We start from the raw sequence: 20,451 nt of genomic DNA on the forward strand, positions 1-20,451 counted from the left end.
GCGGCGTCGCCTGTGCTGGCGTCCCCTACCGTGCGCGCCATGACGTGGCTCGCTAGTCTTTGCCGACTACCCGGAGAAGGACCCGCCCGATGCTGCCCGTGATCGCTGAACTGCTGCTGACCCTGGCCTGCGCTGTCGCCGCCTGGCTCGTCCTGCGTGAGCAGATGGGCTGGCGCGCGCTGGGGTTCCTGTCCATGGGCATCGCGGCGCTGCTGGGGGCGCTGGAGTATGGCGGCGTCGGTGCATTGACTGAGGCGCATCATTTGGCGAGCGTGGTGTCCGGCGCCGTAGGCCTGCCGTTGATCGCGCTCGGGCGTCTGTCCGGCGGCCCCGGCCGGCAAGTAGTGGTGCTGGTGATCGGCGTGCTGCTGGTGCTTCTGGCGCAGCTTTCATTGGTGAGCAACCTGATTGCCTTGCTGGTCATCGCCTGGCCTGGTCGCTCGCGGCGCTATGGGGTAGCGCTGCTTGGCGCGCTGCTGTTCATCGGCAGCGGCCTGCTGATCGGCACCCGTGGCGAACTGGCTGGCGTACCGCGCCGCGAACTGTTTCACCTGGGCCTGACAGTTGCCGTCGCGGTATGGATTCTTGCCGGCCTGGGCAGCGGCGCGCCGCGTCTGCCGGGCTCCTGGGCGGTGCGGCACAAGTCGCCTTGACTTGGCCGGGTCGCTTGCTTAGCGTGCCGGTTCGTTTCACCAGGCAGACGCACCATGACCAACGACGACCGGATCAAGCTGGAACCCAGCTGGAAAGAAGCCCTCCATGAGGAGTTCGAAAAACCCTACATGAAGCAGCTGGGCGAGTTCCTGCGCGCGGAGAAGGCCGCCGGCAAGGTGATCTTCCCGCCCGGTCCGCTGATCTTCAACGCGCTGAACACCACGCCGCTGGAGCGCATCAAGGTCGTAATCATCGGCCAGGACCCGTACCACGGCCCCGGCCAGGCCCATGGTCTGTGCTTCTCGGTGCAGCCGGGCGTGCCGACGCCGCCGTCGCTGCAGAACATCTATAAAGAGCTGCAACGCGACCTCAACCTGCCGATCCCCAATCATGGCTACCTGCAGCACTGGGCCGAGCAGGGCGTGCTCCTGCTCAACACCTCGCTCACCGTCGAACAGGCCCGCGCCGGCTCCCACGCCCAGGCGGGCTGGGGCCCGTTCACCGACAAGGTGATCGAAGTGGTCAGCCAGCGCCGCGAGAACCTGGTGTTCCTGCTCTGGGGTTCCCACGCACAGAGTAAGCAGAAGCTGATCGACGCGCAGAAGCACCTGGTGCTCAAGTCCGCGCACCCGTCGCCGCTGTCGGCCTATCGCGGCTTCCTCGGCAACGGCCACTTCAGCCGCACCAACAAGTTCCTCGAACAGCACGGCTTGACGCCTATCGATTGGTCGCTGCCGCCGGTGTAATGCCGATGATCCGGCGTGCGTGGCTGGCGAACCTGCCGGGCTTGATGCTCGGTGCTAGCTGCCTCGCGGCCGGTTCTTCTCTCGATGAGTGGCGTTCCAACGACGCCATTCACGGCCTTTACGAGATCGATCAGGCGGCCCGCGCTTTCGTGGCCGCCGAGAACGCCCGCAGCAACGCTGGTTGGACCGTCGCCGAGCCCAATCTCAAGACAATCGTCGCCCGCTGCTCCGTGCCGCTGGACACCCGCTGGGGTGAGATTCGCCTGTTCGCACCGGACGGGCGCGAGCTCAGGCGCAAGGTCGTCGAAGTCGTCTGTGCCAAGCCAGTCAGCGGCAAAAACTGGACGGTTTCGCTGCGCGTTTCCCACAAGTCTTGATCCCCCACAAAAAAAGAGGCCCGCACAAAGGCGGGCCTTGAAAATCGCCGCGTGTCTCGACGCGGCGAGCGTGGTTGCTTTAAGCGGCGTCAGCTACCGCCTCGCGGGAACGACGGGCGCGCTTGCGCCAAGCGCGGTACAGCGGCAGGCCGAGCATCAGCGCGACCAGCGCCCAGGTGCCGATGGCGATGGGGCTGGACCAGAGGATGCCCAGTTCGCCGTTGGAGATGGACAGTGCGCGGCGCAGGTTCTGCTCCATTAGCCCGCCGAGGATGAAGCCCAGCAGCAGCGGCGACAGCGGGAAGTCCAGCTTGCGCAGGATGTAGCCGAGGATGCCAATGGCGACCATCAGGAACAGGTCGAAGGTGGTGGCGTGCACGGCATACACACCGATGGCGGTGATGATCGCGATGCCCGGCACCAGCGCCCAGTTCGGCACCGAGAGGATGCGGGTGAACACCCGCACCATCGGCACGTTGAGGATGATCAGCATGACGTTGGCGATGAACAGCGAGGCGATCAGGCCCCAGACGATGTTCGGTTGTTCCTGGAACAGCAGCGGGCCGGGGGTGATGTTGTACAGGCTGAGCGCGCCGATCATGACCGCGGTGGTGCCCGAGCCGGGGACGCCGAGGGTCAGCATCGGCACCAGGGCGCCGCAGGCGGAGGCGCCGATGGCGGTTTCCGGGGCAGCCAGGCCGCGCAGGTCGCCCTTGCCGAATTTGCCGGTTTCACCGGCCAGCTTCTTCTCGGTCATGTAGGCCACGGCGCTGGCCAGGGTCGCACCGGCGCCGGGCAGCACGCCCATGATGAAGCCGAGCAGGCCGCAACGTACGTTGACCACGGCCACCGAGGCCGCTTCCTTCATGTTGAACAGCATGCGCCCGCTGGCCTCGACCATCTTGTGGCCGTGGTGGGTCTTCTCCAGCAGCAGGAGGATTTCGCTCACCGAGAACAGACCCAGCACCAGCACGACAAACTGGATGCCGTCGGAGACATGGATGTTGTCGAAGGTGAATCGGTACACGCCGCTGTTGGCGTCGATCCCGACGCTGGAGAGGAACAGCCCGAGCAGCGCCGCCAGCAGCGTCTTCAGCGGCCGGTCGCCGGCCAGTCCGCCGAGGGCGACGATGGCGAAGACCATCAGCACGAAGTATTCCGCGGGGCCGAACGCGATGGCCCATTTCGCCAGCAGCGGGGCGAACAGCACCATGCCGCAGGTGGCAATGAAGGCGCCGATGAACGAGCTCCAGGCCGACAGCGACAGGGCCACGCCGGCCAGGCCGTTGCGGGCCATGGGGTAGCCGTCGAGGGTGGTCATAACGGTGGAGGCTTCGCCGGGAATATTCAGCAGGATCGAGGAAATTCGCCCGCCGTATTCGCAGCCCAGGTACACGGCGGCCAGCAGGATCAGCGCCGACTCCGGCGGCAGGCCGAGGGCGAAGGCGACCGGGATCAGCAGCGCCACGCCGTTGATCGGGCCCAGGCCCGGCAGCAGGCCGACGACGGTGCCGATCAGGGTGCCGATCAGCGCGGTGATGAGGTTGTACGGGCTCAGGGCGACACCAAAGCCCTGTCCGAGATAGCTCAAAGTTTCCATGACGAGTTCCTCAGAGCAGGGGGTCGAGGATGCCCAGCGGCAGCGGGACGTCCAAAGTGCGGTCGAACAGCACGTAGAGGCCGATGGCGAGCAGCGTTGCGGTGATCACGCTGGCCGCCGGGCGGCCGCCGTAGATCAGCGCGATGAAGGTGCCGACCAGGGCGCTGGCGGGGATGAAGCCCAGCGGCTCGAACAGGCCGGCATACACCGCCAGCAGCACGACGCAGAGCACCACCTTGCCCAGCAGCGCGCCTTCCAGCGCCGGCTCGTCGTCCTCGCGCTTGATCGGCGTGGGACGGGCGATCAGCCAGGCCAGGCCCACAGCCATCAGGCCCAGGCAGAGCAGTGGGTAGGCGCGCGGGCCGACCGGTTCGTAGGAGAAGGGCGCCTGGAGCTGCCAGGCGATCAGGGCGAAGGCGACGCAGGCGAACAGCCAGGCGCCGGCGAACAGCCGCTGGAAGAGGCTGGTACGGGACATGGGGAGTCTCCTGGCGCCGCCTTCGTGGAAGGCGGCGCCGCTCGGGGCGTTACTGGATGAGGCCGAACTCGCGGGCCAGCTGCTTGTACTGGGCGACCTGCTGCTTCACATAGGCGTCCAGTTCCGGGCCGGTCATGGCGAAGGGGAACAGCTCGCGCTGGTCGCGCAGCCTGGCGAAGTCTTCCGAGGCCAGCAGCTTGTCGAAGGAGGCCTTCCAGAACTGGTAGTCCTCTTCGCTCACCTTCGGCCCGACGTAGAAGCCGCGCACCACTGGCCAGACGATGTCGAAGCCCTGCTCCTTGGCGGTCGGGATGTCGGCCATGCCTTCATCCTTCAGGCGCTCCTCGGAGAACACCGCGAGGATGCGCATCTTGCCCGCGCGGATGTGTGGCATGGAGTCGGAGATGTCCGTGCTGCCCACCTGGATGTGCCCGCCCAGCAGCGCCGTGGCGATTTCGCCGCCGCCTTCCAGGGCGACGTAGCGCAGCTGCTTCGGATCGATGCCGGCGGCCTTGGCGATCAGCGCGGTCTGCATCCAGTCCTGACTGCCGACGGTGCCGCCGGAACCGATCACCACTTTGCCCGGGTCGGTCTTGAGCGCGGCCACCAGGTCGCCGAGGTTCTTGTACGGTGAGTCGCTGGGCACCGCGATGGCGCCGTAGCTGGTGCCCACGGCGGCGAGCCACTTTACGGCGTTCTCGTCGAAGCGGCCGAACTTGCCCTGGGCGAGGTTCAGCAGCGAGCCGCTGGAGAAGGCGGTGATGGTGTTGCCATCGGCCGGACGCTGGGCGACCACCGCGTTGTAGGCCACGGCGCCAACGCCGCCGGGCATGTAGGTGACGCGCATCGGCTTGGTCAGTAGCTTCTCGTCCACCAGGGCGCTTTGCGCCAGCTTGCAGGTGAGGTCGAAGCCGCCGCCCGGGGAGGCGGGGGCGATGCATTCCGGGCGCTTGGGCTCGGCCATTAGTTGGCTGGCGGCGAGCAGGGTGGCGCCGGCGAGGGTCAGGTTGCGCAGGACGGTGGTCATGGTGCGATGCCTCTCTTGTTGTTGTCGGTTTACCAGATCGCCAGGGAGTAGCTGAGGTAGATACGCGTCTCGTCGGCGTCCCGCGCGAAGCTGGAACGGTAGGTGGCGTTACGCACGCGCACCGCGACGTCCTTGAGCGGGCCGCTCTGGATCACGTACTTGATGTCGGTGTTGCGCTCCCATTCCTTGCCGTGACCGTCCATGCCGTTGATTTTGGCATTGTCACCGCTGATGTAGCGATTCATCAGGGTCAGGCCGGGGATGCCGAGCTTGGCGAAGTCGTAGTCGTGGCGGACCTGCCAGGAGCGCTCGTCGGTCTCGGCGAAGTCGCCGACCTGGACGAAGTTGACGAGGTAGGGGTTGCTGCCGTCGATGTAGGGGAAGGCGCTGTCGCCGCTCATCTGCTGCCAGCCGAGGCTGAACTTGTTGGCGCCGATGGCGTAGCCAAGCATGCCGTTGAAGGCTCGGTTGTCGATCTCGCCGCCGCGCGCCTCGCCCTGGTCATCGCTGATGGCCAGGCGCACATCGGCGCTGAATTTTCCGGGGCCCAGCGGGTAGCTGGCGAGCAGGCCGACGAAGTGCTGGCGGTAGACCTCGTCCAGCTGCGCGTAGTGGTAGCGGCCGGTGAGGTGGTCGGTGAACTTGTAGTCGCCGCCAGCCAGGTCGTAGTGCTTGCCTTCGGCGCTGCCGCCGGAGAAGCGGCGGTTCTTGTTGTTCAGCGCCAGGTCGGTGTAGTCGGTGGAGTCGCGGTCCTTGACCTTCTCCAGACGCCCGCCGGTGAAGTTCAGGCCGGGCAGGTCGGTGGAGTTGAGCAGGCCGCCCTCGAAGGTCTGCGGGAACAGGCGGCTGTCGTTGGGCTGCAGAGTCGGCAGGTCGGGGATCAGGCTGCCGACCTTCAACTCGGTTTCGGAGGCCTTGAACTTGGCGGTCAGGCCGAGCTTGCTGTACTCGTCGGCGGCGCGGCCGTCGTCGTGGGTCGGCAGCAGGCCGGTGCCGGTGCGGTCCGGGGAGGAGTCGAGCTTCAGGCCGAGCATGCCCATGGCATCCAGGCCGACGCCGATGGTGCCGGGGGTGTAGCCGGACTGGAAATCGAGGATGAAGCCCTGCGCCCATTCCTCGCGCTTGGACTGGCCGGCGCCGTCGCGGAAATCACGGTTGAAGTAGATGTTCTGGGTACTGAGCGCGGCGCTGCTGTCTTCGAGGAAGCCGGCGGCTTCGCACAGCGGGGCGACCCCGGCGAAAGCCAGCAGGGCGGGGGGCAGACAGCGGGAACTGGGCTTGGAAAAAGCCGGTGCAGCCAAAGGCCGGGCGGTGGGCATCTGTGGTCTCCGTTCTTGTTGTTGTCGCGAAAGGGCACCACGCCGCCTTCCGCTCTGTTGACGGTCTTTGCCGTCGTCGAGTCCGCTGCTCCCGCCGTTGCGCCTGGGCAGTCGGCGCTGAAGTATTCGGGGTTGGGAGGCGGCTCGTTGGCGATGCTAACGGGCTAAGCTTTCGCCAGGCTTTCAGTCTCCTTTCGCAGTGATTTCAGCGAATTTCCCCCATTCACAGGGGCGCGCGGATGGGTAAACTGCCGGCCCGAACCTGTAGTCCGAGGGGTAGAAATCCGTGCGAATCCTCCTGGTTGAAGACCATCCGCAACTCGGTGAAAGCGTCGCCCAGGCGCTCAAGGGCGCCGGCTGGACCGTGGACCTGCTACAGGACGGCGTGGCCGCCGACCTGGCCCTGGCCAGCGAGGACTACGCGCTGGCGATCCTCGATGTCGGCCTGCCGCGACTGGACGGCTTCCAGGTGCTGGCGCGCCTGCGCGAGCGCGGCAAGACCCTGCCCGTGCTGATGCTCACCGCCCGAGGCGAAGTGCGCGACCGCGTGCACGGCTTGAACCTGGGCGCCGACGATTACCTGGCCAAACCCTTCGAACTCACCGAGCTGGAAGCGCGGGTGAAGGCCCTGCTGCGCCGCAGTGTGCTGGGCGGTGAACAGCAGCAGCGCTGTGGCGAGCTGGTCTACGACCTTGGCGCGCGGCGCTTCACGCTGGCCGAGCAGGCGATGAACCTGACCTCCCGCGAGCAGGCCGTGCTGGAAGCGCTGATTGCCCGGCCGGGGCGGGTGATGAGCAAGGAGCAACTGGCGGCCCAGGTGTTCGGCCTCGACCAGGACGCCAGCGCCGATGCCATCGAGATCTACGTGCACCGCCTGCGCAAGAAGCTCGAAGGCAGCTCGGTGCGCATCGTCACCTTCCGCGGCCTGGGCTATCTGCTCGAGGCCCAGGATGGCTGAACGGCGCTGGTTGCTTCCCGGTACGGGCAGTCTGCGCGGGCGCCTGCTCTGGCGCCTCGGTGGCCTGCTGCTGGTGCTGCTGCTGATCGGTAGCGCGGCCACCTACTGGCGCGCCCGGCACGCCGCCGACATCGCCTATGACCGCACCCTGCTGGCGTCAGCACGGGACATCGCCGACGGCCTCTACGCCAGCGACGGCACCCTGCGCGCCAATGTGCCCTACGTGGCGCTGGACAGCTTCGAGTACGACAGCGCCGGGCGCATCTTCTACCAGGTGATCGATCCGCAGGGGAACATGATCTCCGGCTACGAGAATCTCCCGGCGCCGCTGCCGACCGCGCCACGCACCGACGATTATCCGGCCTTGGCCAAGTTCTACGACGCCACCTACGAAGGGCAGGGTGTGCGGGTGGTCAGCCTGCTGCAGCCGGTGAGCCAGCCGACGGTAAACGGCATGGCGGAAATCCGTGTTGCCGAAACCATGGGCGCCCGCGAGCGGCTGGCGCGCAACCTGCTCGCCGATACCCTGCTCAACCTCGCGTTGTCGGCCATCGCCGCGCTGATGATGGTCTGGTACGCGGTGAGCGCCGGCCTGCGCCCGCTCGACCGCCTGCGCGGAGCGGTGGAGGAGCGTCAGCCGGACGACTTGCGACCGTTGCCGGAAGTCCGTGTGCAGAAGGAACTGCGCCCTCTAGTGGCAGCGCTCAACCACTTCACTGTGCGCCTGCGCGGCTTGTTCGACCGCCAGTCGCAGTTCATTGCCGAGGCGTCCCATGAGCTGCGTACCCCGCTGGCAGCGCTCAAGGCGCGGCTGGAGCTTGGCCTGCGCGAGCAGGACCCGCAGAAATGGCGCGCGACGCTGGTCGACGCGGTGCAGAACACCGACCGGGTGACCGGACTGGCCAACCAGTTGCTGTCCCTGGCGCGAGTGGAAAGCGGCGCCCGCGCGATCGCCGAAGGCGCGGGAGAGGATGTCGATCTCAGTCAGCTGGCGCGGGAGCTGGGTCTGGCCCTTGCGCCGCTGGCCTACTCGCGCGGCGTTGCGCTGGCGCTGGAGGCGGACGAGCCGGTTTGGGTCAAGGGCGATCCGACCCTGCTCAACGAGCTGCTCAGCAACCTGGTGGACAACGCCATCGCCCACGCCCCGGCGGACGGCAACGTGATCATCCGCGTGCGCTCGCCAGCGGAGCTGGAGGTCGAGGACGACGGCCCCGGCATCCCGCCGGAGGAGCGCGACAAGGTATTCCGCCGCTTCTACCGCCGCCGCCAGCAGGGCACCGGCCTGGGTTTGGCCATCGTCGGCGAGATCTGCAGCGCGCACCGCGCCCGTATCGAACTGGGCCAGGGCGAGCTGGGCGGGCTGCGGGTACGGGTGACCTTCCCGGCGGAAAACGCCTGAGCCAGAAACGCGAAACCCGCCGGAGAGGGCGGGTTTCGAAGGTGGCGAGGTTTTTTCGTAGGAGCGAGCTTGCTCGCGAACCTTTCGGCAGCGAAACCCCTTCGCGAGCAAGCTCGCTCCTACAGGTTGACCTCTACCGGCTCGCCTTCGACGTCGCTTACTGAAGCATGCTCATCGCCGCTTCCATGGCGGCGGAGAGGTCTTCGTCTTCCTTCACGTCCGCCGTCGGGTCCAGGCCCAGCTTGGCGAAGGCCGGGATGGTCGCCCAGTCCAGCTCGGTGTAGGGATGCTGGCTGCCGAGGTAGCTCTGCAGGGTGGCGACCTGGACGATGTCCACGTAGTCGACCTTGGCCGAGTCGCGGCTGAAGTCCAAGTGCTGCCCCGGCACCGCGGCGATCGGCGCAGGGAAGTCCCAGGCCTTGAGGATGCGGTCGCCGATGATCGGGTGGATGCGCTCGATCACGTGGTTGAGGCTGATGGAGTCGGCCAGCAGTTCGCTGTGCTCCTCGGCGTAGGTGAGGATCGGCAGCACGCCGATCTGGTGCACCAGGCCGGCCAGGGTCGCCTGATCCGGCGCCAGGCGGGTGTAGTGGCGGCACAGGGCGTGGCAGATGCCGGCGATCTCGGTGCTCTTGTTCCACACCTCCCGCATCTTGCGGTCAACCACGTCGGAGGTGGCCTGGAACATCTGCTCCATGGCAAGACCGGTGGCCAGGTTGCAGGTGTAGTTGATCCCCAGGCGGCTGATCGCCATCTGCAGGTCGGTGATTTCCTTGTTGGTGCGCAGCAGCGGGCTGTTCACCACCTTGATGATGCGCGCCGTCAGAGCTGCATCGTTGCCAATCACCTTGGCCAGATCCTGGATGCTGATGTCCGGGTTTTCCGCCGCTTCACGGACGCGCAGGGCGACTTCCGGCAGCGTCGGCAGCACCAGCTCATCGTTGTCGATGGCCCGCAGCAGTTCCTGTTGTACTTTTTCGGCAAGCTTGCTCATGAAGTGTCCTTCAGGGAAAGCCGGGCTCCCCGCCCGGCACGATATTCAGCGCTGGATCTCGCGGTCGCTGTCCAGAACGTAAGGCAGGTCCAGCAGGCGCAGGGGCTGGTCCTCGCCCAGGCGCACGTTGCCGTCGGCAGCGGCGTCGTCCTGCAGCACGGCGAGCAGCTCTACGCCATCGGCCGCGCGGGCGGCCAGTACCACTTCGCCGACGCTGGTGGAGTGCACCGGCGAGAACAGCTCGCGGCCCGGCTCCGGCAGTTCGGCGCCATCGAGTTTCAGGCGCTGCAGGCGGCGCTTGAGGCGGCCCAGGTACTGCATGCGCGCGACGATTTCCTGGCCGGTGTAGCAGCCCTTCTTGAAGCTCACGCCGCCCACGGCCTGCAGGTTGATCATCTGTGGGATGAACAGCTCGCGGGTGGCGCCGAATACCTGGCCGACGCCGGCGCGAACCTGGCCGAGCAGCCAGTCGTTGAGCTCGGCATGGGGCAGGCGGGCCTGCAACAGGTCGGCGATGGCGGCGGCGCGCTCGGCCGGTGCCCAGAGTTCGACGCGGCCCTGGCCGAGGCCGATGGCGATCAGGCCGTCGGCCCGCGCTACCTGGTCGGCTTCGCCGGAGAGGCTCAGGCCCAGTTCGGCAAGGACGGCGTCCGCACCGCTCAGGCCGAAGCGCGCCCACTGGCTGCTGTCATCGGCGAGGGTGGCCTTGGAAAACACCGCGTACTTCTTCAGGTCCGCCAGTTGGCTCTCCAGCAGGTCATTGGCCATGGCCAGCAGGAAGCCTTCGCCTTCGGCGAGGATGCGGAAGCTGGACGTCATGCGGCCCTTGGGCGTGCAGCGGGCGCCGAGGCTGGAGTAGTCGGCGTTCAGGTAATTGAGGTTGCAGGTCAGCTGGCCCTGGAGGAATTTGCCGGCGTCCGCGCCACGGACGGCGAGAATCCCTTCGTGATTGAGTTCGGTGTAGAAAGCGGAGTCGGTCATCACGATTCGCTGGAAGAAAGTTAGGGGCCTCATGATAGAGCCCAGGCCCAGCCTTGTCAGCGGGTGCCGGGTGAGCCGAGCATGCGTATAATGCCGCTCGGCTCGCGCCGTCCGTCGGCTTCGCGAGCATCAAGACGTATTCGCCCGCTGTTAATCGAGGTGCCCCGCAGATGAACGACGAAATCGAACTCAAACGCCTTTTCTGGCACAGCCGCCGCGGCATGCTGGAACTGGACGTACTGCTGGTGCCCTTTGTCCAGGAAGTCTATCCGGGCCTGCCGGCCGATGATCAGGCGCGCTTCCGCAAGCTGCTGGAGTGCGAGGATCAGGACATGTTCGGCTGGTTCATGCAGCGCGGCGAGCCGGAAGATGCCGACCTGCGTATCATCGTTCGCATGATCCTGGACCGTGTCCAGCCGAAGTGACCCCTTCGAGTGTCGCTGGCAACCGTCCATCGGTTTGCTGGCGGCCTATCTCGCCGCGCAGTGCTGCGCCGTCCTGGCGCTATTGCTCGCGGACATTCCCCTTCACTGGAAAACGCTCGGCCTGAGCCTCTGCCTGCTGCACGCTGCTCTGGTTGTGCCTGGGCGGATTCTATTGCGCGCGCCTGATTCGGTGCGTGCGCTGCGCCACAACGCTGAGGGCTGGCAGTTGTGGAGCGAGCGGGCGGGCTTTCAACCGGTGCGGTTGCTGCCGGACAGCCTGGCGCTGCCCTCGTTGATCGTCCTGCGTTTCCGCCGTCCCGGCGACTGGCTGGCGCGCAGTGTCTGCGTGCCGGCCGATGCATTGGCGCCGGAGTTGCACCGGCGCCTGCGCGTGCGTCTGCGCTTCAGCCGCAATAGGTGGACGGCGCCAGGATAGTGTCACGGGCCTCGGGCAGCAGGTCCGGATAGTCCAGCGTGTAGTGCAAGCCGCGGCTCTCGTGGCGTTGCATGGCGGAGAGGATGATCAGCTCGGCTACCTGGGCCAGGTTGCGCAGCTCGATCAGGTCGCGGCTGACCTTGTAGTTCGAGTAGAACTCATCGATCTCGTCCAGCAGCAGACGTACCCGGTGCTGGGCGCGCGCCAGGCGCTTGTTGGTGCGCACGATGCCCACGTAGTCCCACATGAAGCGCCGCAGCTCGTCCCAGTTGTGAGCGATGATCACGTCCTCGTCCGAATCGGTCACCTGGCTGGCGTCCCAACAGGGCAGCGCGACCAACGTCTGGGCCTTGGGCAGTTCGGCGAGGATGTCGGCGGCGGCGGAGCGGGCGTAGACAAAGCACTCCAGCAGCGAGTTGCTGGCCATGCGGTTGGCGCCGTGCAGGCCGGTGAAGGTGGTTTCGCCGATGGCATAGAGATTCGGTATATCGGTACGGCCTTGGGAATCCACCAGCACGCCGCCGCAGGTGTAGTGCGCCGCTGGCACCACCGGGATGGGCTCGCGGGTGATGTCGATACCGAAATCCAGGCAGCGCTCGTAGACCGTGGGGAAGTGCTCGCGGATGAACTCGGCCGGCTTGTGGCTGATATCCAGGTAGACGTAGTCGATGCCCAGGCGCTTCATCTCATGGTCGATGGCACGGGCCACAACATCGCGCGGGGCGAGTTCGCCCAGGGTGTGGAAGCGCGGCATGAAGCGCTCGCCATTCGGCAGGCGGAGCAGGGCGCCTTCGCCGCGCAATGCTTCGGTGATCAGGAAACTCTTGGCCTGCGGGTGGTACAGGCAGGTCGGGTGGAACTGGTTGAACTCCAGGTTGCCGACCCGGCAGCCGGCGCGCCAGGCCATGGCAATGCCATCGCCGGAGTTGCCGTCGGGGTTGCTGGTATAGAGGTAGACCTTGCTGGCGCCGCCGGAGGCGAGCACGGTGAAACGCGCGCTGAAGGTGTCCACTTCGCCGGTGGAGCGATCCAGCACGTAGGCACCGAGGCAGCGTTGACCGTCCATCCCCAGTTTCTGCTCGGTGATCAGGTCGACGGCGACCCGTTGCGACAGCAGTTCGATGTTCGGCCTTTGCCGGGCCTGGTCCAGCAGGGCGTTGAAGATCGCGGCGCCGGTGGCGTCGGCGGCGTGGATGATCCGGCGATGGCTGTGGCCGCCTTCACGGGTCAGGTGGAATTCGAAACCGCCGTCTTCGCGGCCCGGTTCATGGTCGCGGGTGAAAGGCACGCCCTGTTCGATCAGCCACTGGATGGCCTCGCGGCTATGCTCGACGGTGAATTTGACTGCGTCCTCGCGACACAGACCGGCGCCGGCGATCAGAGTGTCCTCGACGTGGGACTCCACGGTATCAGTGTCATCCAGCACGGCGGCGACGCCGCCCTGGGCCCAGAAAGTGGAGCCCTGAGACAGTTCGCCCTTGCTCAGCACGGCGATCTTCAGGTGCGAAGGCAGCGTCAATGCCAGCGTCAGGCCGGCGGCCCCGCTGCCGATCACTAGGACATCGTGCTGGAAATGCTGACTCATACCCGGCTCCACAAAATGGCGCCCTAGTATATAGAAGGGGGCCACGGCACAATACTGGCGAACCGATGACACCGAAGGCGCGTGCCGCGGGACGGCAGTCGCAGGGCGGGAGGCTTTCTTCCCCGCTCAAGCCGGTCCGGCAAGCGCCAGGGGTGGAGTCGAAGTCATTGAACGATCACGGCAAATCCCCGGAACTTTTTCAGACGTTCCGGTTCGAACTCGGAATACCCAATCAACTTTGCGTGCAGATTGACATTGCGCGGAAGGGGAGCGGGTGTTCCGCCCGGTGCAGTTGAATTTGACGGGCTTCGGACGCATGTCGGGGTCCGATTGCCGCAAATGTGAAAAAACTGTGCGGCGCATGCTTGGAGGGGAGAACTTTTGCAAAAGACCCGAGTCTATCTTGGCAGGACGATTTACCAGGGTGCTCGAAGCTCCTCCAGGTTTTCAGAGGAGCATTCATGCTAACCCAGGAACAGGATCAGCAACTGGTTGAACGGGTACAGCGCGGAGACAAACGGGCTTTCGACCTGCTGGTGCTGAAATACCAGCACAAGATTCTGGGGCTCATCGTGCGATTCGTGCACGACGCCCAGGAAGCCCAGGACGTTGCACAGGAAGCATTCATCAAGGCGTATCGCGCCTTGGGCAACTTCCGGGGTGACAGTGCCTTTTATACCTGGCTGTACCGTATCGCCATCAACACCGCGAAGAACCATCTGGTTGCGCGCGGTCGGCGGCCGCCGGACAGCGATGTCACGGCAGAGGACGCGGAGTTCTTCGACGGCGATCATGCCCTGAAGGACATCGAGTCGCCGGAAAGAGCCATGCTGCGGGATGAGATCGAGGAAACCGTCCATCGCACCATCCAGCAGTTGCCCGATGACTTGCGCACGGCTTTGACCCTGCGTGAGTTTGAAGGCCTGAGTTACGAAGATATCGCCACCGTGATGCAGTGTCCGGTGGGAACCGTCCGCTCACGGATTTTCCGTGCGCGGGAAGCGATCGACAAAGCTTTGCAGCCGTTGCTGCATGATGAAGTCTGATACAGCGGCAGAAGCCAAGAGAGGTACCGCTATGAGTCGTGAAGCCCTGCAGGAGTCGCTGTCCGCGGTAATGGATAACGAGGCGGATGAGCTTGAGCTGCGGCGTGTGCTTGCAGCCTGCGGCGAGGACGCCGAATTGCGGGCCACCTGGTCCCGTTACCAACTGGCCCGTGCCGTGATGCACCGCGAGCCGGCCATGCCCAAGCTGGACATTGCTGCCGCCGTGTCCGCCGCGCTGGCTGATGAAGCCGTACCGGCGCCGCGCAGTCGCAATCCGTGGCGCAACGTCGGCCGCCTGGCTGTCGCCGCCTCGGTGACCCTGGCTGTTCTGGCCGGTGTGCGCATGTACCACCAGGATGACAGTGTTGCCAACGGCCTTGCCCAGCAAGGCGCCACTCCGCAGATCGCCCTGCCGCAAGTGCAAGGTCCGGCGGTACTGGCAGGCTACACTCAGGACGAGGCGCCGCAGGTGATCACCAATGCCCAGGGTGGGCAGACCACCTGGCACGAGCAGCGTCTTCCGGGTTACCTGCGTCAACATGCTCAGCAGTCCGCCGTCAGTGGCACTGACAGCGCCCTGCCTTACGCACGCGCCGCGAGCCTGGAAAGCCGCTGATTTGCGACCTTAAGGAGCGACATGCGCGCGAAGACAGCACTGTTGTTCTTCCTCGGTGGTCTGCTGGCATTGCCAGTCCAGGCCGCCGATGCGTTGGACTGGATCAAGCGCCTCTCCGAGGCTGATCAGAAACAGAACTTCCAGGGTACCTTCATCTACGAACGCAGCGGAGCCTTCTCCACCCACGATGTCTGGCATCGTGTGGAGAGTGACGGCTCGGTGCGCGAACATCTGGTTCAGGTCGATGGGCCGCGCCAGGAAGTGGTGCGCGTCGATGGCGCTACCCAGTGCGTAGGGGGAGGTATGTCGGGGCAGGTGTCGACCGGCGAGATGTGGCCGGCACGCAAACTAAACCCTGCCGATCTATCTAGCTACTATGACGTGCGCGTCGCTGGTGAGTCGCGTATTGCCGATCGGCCGGCGGTTGTGCTGGCGGTGATCCCGCGCGATCAGCATCGCTATGGCTTCGAGCTGCACGTGGACAAGGAAACCGGCCTGCCGCTCAAGTCCCTGCTGCTCAATGACAAGGGCCAGATCATCGAGCGCCTGCAGTTCACCCGCATCGACATGGCAGCGCCGGATGACGGCGAGTTGCAAGCGAGCGCTGCCTGCAAGCCAGTGAAGGAAGCCAAGGTTGCCGAAGTGAAGACCAACTGGCATTCGGAATGGGTGCCGCCGGGCTTTACCCTGAACAGCACGCTGCAGGAACGCAGTCCGGTCTCCAATGACCAGGTACTATGCCTGGCCTACGGCGACGGGCTGGCGCGCTTCTCGGTGTTCCTCGAGCCGCTGCACGGCGCCAAGGTCGATGATGCCCGCACCCAGTTGGGCCCTACCACCGTTGTGTCGAGGCGGTTCGCCAGTGACGACGGCGGCACCATGGTGACTGTGGTCGGCGAGATACCCAGTGGCACTGCCGAGCGCGTGGCGTTGTCCATGCGGCCCACGGGAGCCCAGCCACAGTGATCCAGGAGTGGGGGAGGGTGATTGCGGTCGAGTCTGGAACTGTCCAGATCGAAACGCTGCGCCGCTCCGCCTGCTCGGGATGTTCGGTCAATGCCGGTTGCGGCCAGGGTCTCCTGGAGCGGCTGGGGATTGCCCGGGGGCGGGGTCAAGCGCGCGCCCTTTCTTCACTGCGTCTGATACCTGGCGACGAAGTCGTGCTTGGCGTGGATGAAGACCTTCTGCTGAAAAGCGCTCTCCTTTTCTATCTCCTTCCGCTGATCGGGCTTTTCGCGCTGGCGCTACTGGCGGCGTGCCTCGATCTGGGGGAACCTCTCATCATCGTGGCCGGACTGGCGGGGTTCCTGCTGTCCTGGCTGCCGGTGCGTCGCTACGCGCGACGCCATACGGATGATCCGGCGATGCAACCGGTTGTGCTGCGTGCGCTGGTCGGTGGGCCGCCCGGCCCTGTTTAGTGATCTTCCCAATCAACATCACGGGAGCTGTAGTCAATGCAAACCCTGAAACGCAGCATGGCTGCGCTGGTCGCCCTGCTGGCCCTGAGCCTGTCGGTCACCGCGCGGGCTGAACTACCGGACTTCACGCCGCTGGTCGAGAAAGCCTCGCCGGCGGTGGTCAACATCAGTACCACCCAGAAGCTTCCCGACCGCTCCAACGCGCAGATGGGCATTCCGGACCTCGACGGCCTGCCGCCGGGCCTGCGCGAATTCTTCGAACGCAGCATTCCCCGCGGTCAGGGTGGTCAGGGCCAGGCGCCCCGCGGCCAGCAGCGCGAGGCCCAGTCCCTGGGCTCGGGTTTCATCATTTCCGATGATGGCTACATCCTCACCAATAACCACGTGGTGGCAGACGCCGATGAGATTCTCGTGCGCCTGTCCGACCGCAGCGAGCACAAAGCCAAGCTGGTCGGTGCCGACCCGCGCAGCGACGTGGCCGTGCTGAAGATCGATGCCAAGGGCCTGCCGACGCTCAAGCTGGGTGATTCCGACAAGCTGAAAGTTGGCGAGTGGGTGCTGGCCATTGGTTCGCCGTTCGGCTTCGACCACTCGGTGACTGCCGGTATCGTCAGCGCCAAGGGCCGCAGCCTTCCGAACGAGAACTATGTGCCGTTCATCCAGACCGACGTGGCGATCAACCCGGGCAACTCTGGCGGCCCGCTGCTGAACCTGCAGGGCGAAGTAGTCGGTATCAACTCGCAGATTTTCACTCGTTCCGGCGGCTTCATGGGGCTTTCCTTCGCGATCCCGATCGATGTGGCGCTGAACGTCGCCGATCAGCTCAAGGCTGGCGGCAAGGTCAACCGTGGCTGGCTGGGCGTGGTGATCCAGGAAGTGAACAAGGACCTGGCCGAATCCTTCGGTCTCGACAAGCCGGCCGGCGCGCTGGTCGCGCAACTGGTGGAAGACGGCCCGGCAGCCAAGGGCGGCCTGCAGGTAGGTGACGTGATCCTGAGCCTGAACGGCCAGACCATCAACGAATCCGCCGACCTGCCGCACCTGGTGGGCAACATGAAGCCGGGCGATAAGGCCGCTCTGGAAGTCATTCGCGACAACAAGCGTCAGACCTTGAGCATGACCATCGGCAGCCTGCCGGACGACGACGATGCCGTCGCTGCCGTCGAGGGCAAGGGTGCCGAGCGCAGCAGCAACCGCATGGGTGTGACTGTGGCGGAGCTGACTGCCGAGCAGCGCAAGTCCCTGGATATCAAGGGTGGCGTGGTCATCAAGGAAGTGCAGGGCGGCCCGGCGGCCATGATCGGCCTGCGTCCGGGCGATGTCATCACCCACCTGAACAACCGCGCGGTGGATTCTTCGAAAACCTTCAGCGAGATCGCCAAGGCGCTGCCGAAGGATCGTTCGATTTCCATGCGCGTGCTGCGTCAGGGACGTGCGAGCTTCATTACGTTCAAGCTGACCGAATAAGGTCGGTGCACCAGAAAAGGGCGACTCCGGTCGCCCTTTTTCATGCCTGACCGTCCGGCGCGGCGTGACGCGTCAGGCTGTAGTCAGGTAAACTCCCCGGCTATTTTTCGGCGGACCGCCGCCTTCAGCCTTCCGAGTGTGTTCGCCGTGAGTGACCTGAGTCATATCCGCAATTTCTCCATCATCGCCCACATCGACCATGGCAAGTCGACGCTGGCAGACCGCTTTATCCAGATGTGCGGCGGCCTGTCCGACCGCGAGATGGAGGCCCAGGTTCTGGACTCCATGGACCTGGAGCGTGAGCGCGGCATCACCATCAAGGCGCACAGCGTCACCCTTCACTACAAGGCGAAGGACGGCAAGACCTACCAGCTGAACTTCATCGATACCCCCGGTCACGTCGACTTCACTTACGAAGTCAGCCGTTCGCTGGCGGCGTGCGAAGGCGCGCTGCTGGTGGTGGATGCCGGCCAGGGCGTGGAAGCGCAGTCGGTCGCCAACTGCTACACCGCCATCGAACAGGGCCTGGAAGTGATGCCGGTCCTCAACAAGATGGACCTGCCGCAGGCCGATCCGGACCGCGTAAAGGACGAGATCGAAAGCATCATCGGCATCGACGCCACCGACGCTGTGGCCTGCTCGGCCAAGAGCGGCATGGGCGTGGAAGATGTGCTGGAACGCCTGGTCACCGCCATCCCCGCTCCGGAAGGCGAGATCGACGCCCCTCTGCAGGCGCTGATCATCGACTCCTGGTTCGACAATTACCTGGGCGTGGTCTCGCTGGTGCGCGTGAAGCACGGCCGCGTCAAGAAAGGCGACAAGATCCTGGTGAAGTCCACCGGCAAGGTCCACCAGGTGGACAGCGTCGGCGTCTTCACCCCGAAGCACACCGAGACTCCGGACCTCAAGGCCGGCGAAGTAGGCTTCATCATCGCCGGCATCAAGGACATCCTGGGCGCGCCGGTAGGCGACACCCTTACCTTGAACAGCACGCCCGACGTGGACGTGCTGCCGGGCTTCAAGCGTATCAAGCCGCAGGTCTACGCCGGCCTGTTCCCGGTCAGCTCCGATGACTTCGAGGACTTCCGCGAAGCGCTGCAGAAGCTGACCCTGAACGACGCCGCGCTGCAGTACGAGCCGGAAAGCTCCGAGGCCCTGGGCTTCGGCTTCCGCATCGGCTTCCTCGGCATGCTGCACATGGAGATCATCCAGGAGCGCCTGGAGCGCGAATACGACCTGGACCTGATCACCACCGCGCCGACCGTGATCTTCGAGATCGTGCAGAAGAACGGCGAGATCCTCTATGTCGACAACCCGTCGAAGCTGCCCGACCTTTCGTCCATCGACGAGATGCGCGAGCCGATCTGCCGCGCGACCATCCTTGTGCCTCAGGAGCACCTGGGCAACGTCATTACCCTGTGCATCGAGAAGCGCGGCGTCCAGCGCGACATGCACTTCCTCAGCGGCCAGGTCCAGGTGATCTACGATCTGCCGATGAACGAAGTGGTGCTGGACTTCTTCGACCGCCTGAAGTCCACCAGCCGTGGCTATGCTTCGCTGGACTACAGCTTCGACCGCTTCGAGCCGGCCAACCTGGTTCGTCTCGATGTGCTGATCAACGGCGAGAAGGTTGACGCCCTCGCCCTGATCGTCCACCGCGACAACGCCCCGTACAAGGGCCGTCAGCTGGTGGAGAAGATGAAGGAATTGATTCCGCGGCAGATGTTCGACGTCGCGATTCAGGCGGCCATCGGCGGGCAGATCATCGCTCGCTCGACGGTCAAGGCGCTCAGGAAGAACGTGCTGGCCAAGTGCTACGGTGGTGACGTGAGCCGTAAGCGCAAGCTGCTGGAGAAGCAGAAGGCCGGTAAGAAAAGGATGAAGCAGGTCGGTAGCGTGGAGATTCCGCAGGAAGCCTTCCTCGCTGTGCTCAAAGTGGACAGTTGAACCCTATGACCCTGAATTTCCCGCTGTTGCTGGTGATTGCCGTTGCGGTATGCGGCGTTCTCGCCCTGGTGGACCTGGTGCTGTTCGCGCCGCGTCGCCGGGCGGCCATTTCCGCCTATGAAGGATCGGTCAGCGAAGCTGACCCGGAAGTGCTGGAGAAACTGAACAAGGAGCCGGTGCTCGTCGAGTACGGCAAGTCGTTCTTCCCGGTGCTGTTCATCGTGCTGGTGCTGCGTTCGTTCCTCGTCGAGCCCTTCCAGATCCCGTCGGGTTCGATGAAGCCGACCCTGGAAGTGGGCGATTTCATCCTGGTGAACAAGTTCGCCTACGGCATCCGCCTGCCGGTGCTCGACACCAAGGTGATCCCGGTGGGTGACCCACAGCGTGGCGATGTCATGGTGTTCCGCTATCCCAGTGACCCGAACATCAACTACATCAAGCGTGTCATCGGCGTGCCGGGCGACACCATCCGCTACACCAGCGACAAGCGCCTTTTCATCAACGACCAGGCCGTGGCCGAGTCGCTGGTGGGCGAGGAGCCGGGCACCCTGGGCAGCGTGACCCTGTACCAGGAGAAGCTGGGCGCGGTGGAGCACATGATCCGCAAGGAAATGACCCGCTTCCGCATCGAGCCGGGCAAGCAGTGGAAAGTGCCGGCTGGCCATTACTTCATGATGGGCGACAACCGCGACAACTCCAACGACAGCCGCTACTGGAACGATCCGAAGATTCCGAAGGACCTGCTGGGCATGGTTCCGGACCGCAATATCGTCGGCAAGGCCTTCGCGGTGTGGATGAGCTGGCCGGATCCGAAGATGCGCAATCTGCCGAATTTCTCGCGAGTCGGCGTGATTCACTAAACTTGTGAGACGTTGCAGGCCGGCAAGGCTGGAACGGTGCTAGAAAAAGGCGGGGCTGCACGCGGGGAGCGAGGCAGCCCCGCTTCACTTGGACCCGTCGTGGTTGGCGGGCAAATAA

Annotated in this window: 21 protein-coding genes; 14 read left to right on the top strand and 7 right to left on the bottom strand. The window is 65.1% G+C overall.

Annotation, left to right across the window (positions count from 1 at the left end; translation table 11 throughout):
* Positions 1–89 precede the first annotated feature (89 nt).
* From ACIPK7_RS12500 to ACIPK7_RS12510, 3 genes are read left to right on the top strand one after another with little or no spacing between them, the layout of a single operon-like run.
* Entirely contained in the window at positions 90–653 is a 564-nt protein-coding gene (locus tag ACIPK7_RS12500) for a hypothetical protein (protein ID WP_401088002.1), read from the top strand.
* Positions 654–707: 54 nt separating this feature from the next.
* Positions 708–1,400, top strand: coding sequence for a uracil-DNA glycosylase (gene ung / locus ACIPK7_RS12505; RefSeq protein ID WP_401088004.1), 693 nt, complete (start codon positions 708–710; stop codon positions 1,398–1,400).
* A gap of 5 nt (positions 1,401–1,405) precedes the next feature.
* Entirely contained in the window at positions 1,406–1,777 is a 372-nt protein-coding gene (locus ACIPK7_RS12510) for a hypothetical protein (RefSeq protein WP_192435359.1), read from the top strand.
* Positions 1,778–1,856: 79 nt separating this feature from the next.
* Here ACIPK7_RS12510 and ACIPK7_RS12515 read toward each other — a convergent pair whose 3' ends face one another.
* Genes ACIPK7_RS12515 through ACIPK7_RS12530 form a run of 4 tightly spaced genes read right to left on the bottom strand, consistent with a single transcriptional unit; the run spans position 1,857 to position 6,201 of the window.
* Positions 1,857–3,377 (bottom strand): tripartite tricarboxylate transporter permease, encoded by a 1,521-nt coding sequence (locus ACIPK7_RS12515; protein ID WP_401088006.1) that lies wholly within the window; start codon positions 3,375–3,377, stop codon positions 1,857–1,859.
* A 10-nt stretch (positions 3,378–3,387) separates the two neighbouring features.
* Positions 3,388–3,855: a tripartite tricarboxylate transporter TctB family protein gene (locus ACIPK7_RS12520; protein WP_401088010.1), complete on the bottom strand. Its 468-nt coding sequence runs from the start codon at positions 3,853–3,855 to the stop codon at positions 3,388–3,390.
* A 49-nt stretch (positions 3,856–3,904) separates the two neighbouring features.
* Complete coding sequence (locus tag ACIPK7_RS12525; RefSeq protein ID WP_401088012.1) at positions 3,905–4,882, bottom strand: Bug family tripartite tricarboxylate transporter substrate binding protein; 978 nt, start codon at positions 4,880–4,882, stop codon at positions 3,905–3,907.
* Between the two features lie 29 nt (positions 4,883–4,911).
* Positions 4,912–6,201 carry an OprD family porin gene (locus tag ACIPK7_RS12530; RefSeq protein WP_401088014.1) on the bottom strand — a complete coding sequence of 430 codons (1,290 nt, stop codon included), beginning with the start codon at positions 6,199–6,201 and terminating at the stop codon, positions 4,912–4,914.
* A 286-nt stretch (positions 6,202–6,487) separates the two neighbouring features.
* On the opposite strand from ACIPK7_RS12530, the gene ACIPK7_RS12535 reads away from it, so the two are divergent.
* Together ACIPK7_RS12535 and ACIPK7_RS12540 are read left to right on the top strand one after the other, a co-directional pair.
* Positions 6,488–7,159 (top strand): response regulator, encoded by a 672-nt coding sequence (locus ACIPK7_RS12535; RefSeq protein WP_024765529.1) that lies wholly within the window; start codon positions 6,488–6,490, stop codon positions 7,157–7,159.
* Entirely contained in the window at positions 7,152–8,558 is a 1,407-nt protein-coding gene (locus ACIPK7_RS12540; protein ID WP_401088016.1) for a sensor histidine kinase, read from the top strand. Before ACIPK7_RS12535 ends, ACIPK7_RS12540 begins: the two co-directional genes overlap by 8 nt.
* Positions 8,559–8,715: 157 nt before the next feature.
* Here ACIPK7_RS12540 and ACIPK7_RS12545 read toward each other — a convergent pair whose 3' ends face one another.
* Positions 8,716–9,552: an HDOD domain-containing protein gene (locus ACIPK7_RS12545; RefSeq protein ID WP_401088018.1), complete on the bottom strand. Its 837-nt coding sequence runs from the start codon at positions 9,550–9,552 to the stop codon at positions 8,716–8,718.
* A 45-nt stretch (positions 9,553–9,597) separates the two neighbouring features.
* Positions 9,598–10,533 (bottom strand): folate-binding protein YgfZ, encoded by a 936-nt coding sequence (locus tag ACIPK7_RS12550; RefSeq protein WP_192435349.1) that lies wholly within the window; start codon positions 10,531–10,533, stop codon positions 9,598–9,600.
* A 170-nt stretch (positions 10,534–10,703) separates the two neighbouring features.
* Between ACIPK7_RS12550 and ACIPK7_RS12555 the strand changes: the two genes are divergently transcribed.
* Entirely contained in the window at positions 10,704–10,958 is a 255-nt protein-coding gene (locus ACIPK7_RS12555; protein WP_192435347.1) for a succinate dehydrogenase assembly factor 2, read from the top strand.
* Positions 10,942–11,394: a protein YgfX gene (locus ACIPK7_RS12560; protein WP_401088020.1), complete on the top strand. Its 453-nt coding sequence runs from the start codon at positions 10,942–10,944 to the stop codon at positions 11,392–11,394. Before ACIPK7_RS12555 ends, ACIPK7_RS12560 begins: the two co-directional genes overlap by 17 nt.
* Here ACIPK7_RS12560 and nadB read toward each other — a convergent pair.
* Positions 11,363–12,979, bottom strand: coding sequence for an L-aspartate oxidase (gene nadB, locus ACIPK7_RS12565; RefSeq protein WP_401088022.1), 1,617 nt, complete (start codon positions 12,977–12,979; stop codon positions 11,363–11,365). The two genes, ACIPK7_RS12560 and nadB, sit on opposite strands and share 32 nt — an antisense overlap.
* A gap of 461 nt (positions 12,980–13,440) precedes the next feature.
* Here nadB and rpoE point away from each other — a divergent pair, with 461 nt between their 5' ends.
* The 7 genes from rpoE to lepB all read left to right on the top strand — a co-directional run bounded on the left by rpoE (position 13,441) and on the right by lepB (position 20,333).
* Entirely contained in the window at positions 13,441–14,025 is a 585-nt protein-coding gene (rpoE, locus tag ACIPK7_RS12570; RefSeq protein WP_017516654.1) for an RNA polymerase sigma factor RpoE, read from the top strand.
* A gap of 31 nt (positions 14,026–14,056) precedes the next feature.
* Positions 14,057–14,641 carry a sigma-E factor negative regulatory protein gene (locus ACIPK7_RS12575; protein WP_024765536.1) on the top strand — a complete coding sequence of 195 codons (585 nt, stop codon included), beginning with the start codon at positions 14,057–14,059 and terminating at the stop codon, positions 14,639–14,641.
* A 21-nt stretch (positions 14,642–14,662) separates the two neighbouring features.
* On the top strand, positions 14,663–15,607 hold the full coding sequence (locus tag ACIPK7_RS12580) for a MucB/RseB C-terminal domain-containing protein (RefSeq protein WP_401088024.1): 945 nt from the start codon (positions 14,663–14,665) through the stop codon (positions 15,605–15,607).
* Entirely contained in the window at positions 15,604–16,059 is a 456-nt protein-coding gene (locus ACIPK7_RS12585) for a SoxR reducing system RseC family protein (RefSeq protein ID WP_192435337.1), read from the top strand. The genes ACIPK7_RS12580 and ACIPK7_RS12585 overlap by 4 nt, the downstream gene beginning before the upstream one ends.
* A 36-nt stretch (positions 16,060–16,095) precedes the next feature.
* A complete protein-coding gene (locus ACIPK7_RS12590; protein WP_401088026.1) occupies positions 16,096–17,526 on the top strand; it encodes a DegQ family serine endoprotease in 1,431 nt (476 codons plus the stop codon).
* A gap of 147 nt (positions 17,527–17,673) precedes the next feature.
* On the top strand, positions 17,674–19,473 hold the full coding sequence (gene lepA / locus ACIPK7_RS12595; protein ID WP_192435333.1) for a translation elongation factor 4: 1,800 nt from the start codon (positions 17,674–17,676) through the stop codon (positions 19,471–19,473).
* A 5-nt stretch (positions 19,474–19,478) separates the two neighbouring features.
* Complete coding sequence (lepB, locus tag ACIPK7_RS12600) at positions 19,479–20,333, top strand: signal peptidase I (RefSeq protein WP_045209774.1); 855 nt, start codon at positions 19,479–19,481, stop codon at positions 20,331–20,333.
* Positions 20,334–20,451: the final 118 nt, after the last annotated feature.

The sequence above is a fragment of the Pseudomonas sp. NPDC086581 genome (genome assembly GCF_044746165.1).
GTDB lineage: Bacteria > Pseudomonadota > Gammaproteobacteria > Pseudomonadales > Pseudomonadaceae > Pseudomonas.

Bases quoted from the DNA above. Each gene is read 5' to 3' on its own strand.
- ACIPK7_RS12500 (WP_401088002.1), top strand. From the start codon at position 90: ATGCTGCCCGTGATCGCTGAACTGCTGCTGACCCTGGCCTGCGCTGTC.
- ung (WP_401088004.1), top strand. From the start codon at position 708: ATGACCAACGACGACCGGATCAAGCTGGAACCCAGCTGGAAAGAAGCC.
- ACIPK7_RS12510 (WP_192435359.1), top strand. From the start codon at position 1,406: ATGATCCGGCGTGCGTGGCTGGCGAACCTGCCGGGCTTGATGCTCGGT.
- ACIPK7_RS12515 (WP_401088006.1), bottom strand. From the start codon at position 3,377: ATGGAAACTTTGAGCTATCTCGGACAGGGCTTTGGTGTCGCCCTGAGC.
- ACIPK7_RS12520 (WP_401088010.1), bottom strand. From the start codon at position 3,855: ATGTCCCGTACCAGCCTCTTCCAGCGGCTGTTCGCCGGCGCCTGGCTG.
- ACIPK7_RS12525 (WP_401088012.1), bottom strand. From the start codon at position 4,882: ATGACCACCGTCCTGCGCAACCTGACCCTCGCCGGCGCCACCCTGCTC.
- ACIPK7_RS12530 (WP_401088014.1), bottom strand. From the start codon at position 6,201: ATGCCCACCGCCCGGCCTTTGGCTGCACCGGCTTTTTCCAAGCCCAGT.
- ACIPK7_RS12540 (WP_401088016.1), top strand. From the start codon at position 7,152: ATGGCTGAACGGCGCTGGTTGCTTCCCGGTACGGGCAGTCTGCGCGGG.
- ACIPK7_RS12545 (WP_401088018.1), bottom strand. From the start codon at position 9,552: ATGAGCAAGCTTGCCGAAAAAGTACAACAGGAACTGCTGCGGGCCATC.
- ACIPK7_RS12550 (WP_192435349.1), bottom strand. From the start codon at position 10,533: ATGACCGACTCCGCTTTCTACACCGAACTCAATCACGAAGGGATTCTC.
- ACIPK7_RS12555 (WP_192435347.1), top strand. From the start codon at position 10,704: ATGAACGACGAAATCGAACTCAAACGCCTTTTCTGGCACAGCCGCCGC.
- nadB (WP_401088022.1), bottom strand. From the start codon at position 12,979: ATGAGTCAGCATTTCCAGCACGATGTCCTAGTGATCGGCAGCGGGGCC.
- rpoE (WP_017516654.1), top strand. From the start codon at position 13,441: ATGCTAACCCAGGAACAGGATCAGCAACTGGTTGAACGGGTACAGCGC.
- ACIPK7_RS12575 (WP_024765536.1), top strand. From the start codon at position 14,057: ATGAGTCGTGAAGCCCTGCAGGAGTCGCTGTCCGCGGTAATGGATAAC.
- ACIPK7_RS12580 (WP_401088024.1), top strand. From the start codon at position 14,663: ATGCGCGCGAAGACAGCACTGTTGTTCTTCCTCGGTGGTCTGCTGGCA.
- ACIPK7_RS12590 (WP_401088026.1), top strand. From the start codon at position 16,096: ATGCAAACCCTGAAACGCAGCATGGCTGCGCTGGTCGCCCTGCTGGCC.
- lepB (WP_045209774.1), top strand. From the start codon at position 19,479: ATGACCCTGAATTTCCCGCTGTTGCTGGTGATTGCCGTTGCGGTATGC.